Raw genomic sequence first — 2,140 nt, 5'->3', positions numbered from 1 at the left:
TTGGTTGGCGCCCGCCTCGAGCCGCTTGGGGAGTTCGAGGTTGATCATCGTCAGTGGTCCTTCGTGCTGGTGGGGCGGGAGGCGTGGTGGGCGGTGCTCACAGGACCACCACGCCCTCGGCCACACCCACGGCGCGCAGGTCGCGGTACCAGCGCTCGACGGGGTGCTCCTTGGTGAAGCCGTGTCCACCGAGCAGCTGGACGCCGTCGAGGCCGATCTTCATGCCCTTGTCGGCGGCGAGCTTGCGGGCCAGCGCGGCCTCGCGGGCGAAGGGGAGTCCCTGCTCCGCCCGGGACGCGCCGCGCCAGGTCACCAGACGCATGCCGTCGAGCTCGGTGGCCATGTCGGCGACGGCGAAGGCGACCGCCTGGCGGTGCGCGACGGGTTCGCCGAAGGCCTGGCGCTCCTTGACGTACGGGGTCACGTAGTCGAGGACCGCGTGCGAGGTGCCCACTGCGAGTGAGGCCCAGCCCAGGCGGGACAGGCGGATCACGTCGGCGTAGGTGGCGGCCCGCTCGTCCGGGGAGGCGTCCGGGCCACCCAGGACCGCGTCGGCGGGGAGGGAGACGTCGGTGAGGACGATCCGCCCGAGACCCGCGGCGCGCAGGCCCATTGACGGGTCCGCCTCCACCACGAGACCGTCGGTGTCGGACTCGACCACGAAGAAGGTCGGGGACCCGTCGAGAGAGGCGGCGACGACGAAGAGCTCCGCGCTGCCGGCGGTGGGCACCATCGACTTGACGCCGTTGAGCGTGAACCCGCCCGGCCCGCGGGTGGCGGTGGTCTTCAACTCGAACGGATCGAAGAGTGGACGGGGCTCGGCCACGACCACGGCGGCTGCCGGGACCTGCTCGGAGGCGAAGGCCGGCAGATAGGACTTCTGCTGGGCGTCCGACCCGAACTGGGTCAGAGTGGTGGCGACGCCGGAGGGCGCCAGGATCGGCAGGGCCAGCCCCATATCGCCGTAGGCCAGCGCCTCGGCCACCAGCGAGTTGGTCACCACACCGCGCTCGGAGGCGATGCCCTCGAACTCCTCGGGCACGTTGAGCATGGTGGCGCCGATCTCGGCGGACCGGGTCAGTAGCGACGCGGGCGCCTCGGCGGCGTGGTCCGCGTCGTGCGCGGCCGGTCGGACGACCTCGGCGGCGAAGTCCCGGACGGTCTCGACGATCATCTGCTGGTCGTCGTCCAGGGTGAGGTCGAACAGGTCGGGCCTCGCCTCGGAGTCGGCATCGGGCAGACGCTTGGGTGCGCCGGATCCGGAGACCTTCTTGAAGGACTTGGTGGCGGCGCCGAGGGTCTTGAAGCCGGTCTTGGTGGCCTCGTAGGTGACCCGGTCGACCTTCTGGCGCAGATTGAAGCGCTCGGCGAACTCCGACCCGGTGATCGTCGTGAGCGCGCGCATCGCGGCTCCGATCGCGTCGATCCTCGTGGGGTTCTTACCCGGGGTGGAGGTCTCTGCGCGTCCGGTAGTGGACGGGGACGTGGGGTTCTTGCTCATCATCACCAGCTGTTCTCGTGACGGACGGTGGACGGTGCTGTCGTAGACATCTTACTTCGGAGTAAGTTCCGAACGCCAGACTTTGCCCTCAAGTCGTCACAACCCCTGGTGAGAGCCTCGTGGTCAGCCCCGGAGGAGCGCCACGGCGTGCTCGACCGCCCCTGGGCGGCCCGCCACGAACCAGTCGTAGCCGTTCACCTCGACGGTCGCGCAGAGCCCGCCCGCGCCCTCGACCAGTGCCCGCCCGGGAAGCCAGTCCCACTCCGGGCACGAGTGCTGGCACCACACCGAGTGGACGCCGCAGGCCACCGACGCCAGGTCGACGGAACCCGAACCGAGCATGCGGATCGTCGCCGCGCCGCGGCTGACCCGATGGAAGGGGTCGGCGAGGTCCGGGTCGTCGAAGAACGGGGGGTGGAGATAGGTGGCCAGGCTGCCGGCGGCGAGGTCGCCGGGGGCGAGGCGGGCCACGGGGACGCCGTTCCGACGGGTGGGCACCTCGGAGCCCCCGACGAAGGTGTCCCCGGTGGCGGGCCGGTGCACGGCCCCCAGCAGGTAGTCGTCCGGACCGGTGACGGCGACGGCCGAGCACCAGTAGTCGGAACCGTTGACGAAGTTGTAGGTCCCGTCGACCGGGTC

Annotated in this window: 2 protein-coding genes; both read right to left on the bottom strand. The window is 70.9% G+C overall.

What is annotated here, in order from left to right:
* Positions 1-97: 97 nt before the first annotated feature.
* Positions 98-1,504 carry an acyl-CoA dehydrogenase family protein gene (locus G6027_RS17865; RefSeq protein WP_182638305.1) on the bottom strand — a complete coding sequence of 469 codons (1,407 nt, stop codon included), beginning with the start codon at positions 1,502-1,504 and terminating at the stop codon, positions 98-100.
* A gap of 120 nt (positions 1,505-1,624) precedes the next feature.
* Positions 1,625-2,140: inositol monophosphatase family protein (locus tag G6027_RS19220; RefSeq protein WP_277612370.1), on the bottom strand; the 516-nt coding region annotated here is incomplete at its 5' end.

The organism is Dietzia sp. SLG310A2-38A2, from assembly GCF_014145095.1.
Taxonomy (GTDB): Bacteria; Actinomycetota; Actinomycetes; order Mycobacteriales; family Mycobacteriaceae; genus Dietzia.
This window is presented reverse-complemented; position numbering and strand designations above follow the sequence as displayed.

Excerpts from the sequence above, each read along its gene's own strand:
- G6027_RS17865 (WP_182638305.1), bottom strand. The coding sequence starts at position 1,504 with ATGATGAGCAAGAACCCCACGTCCCCGTCCACTACCGGACGCGCAGAG.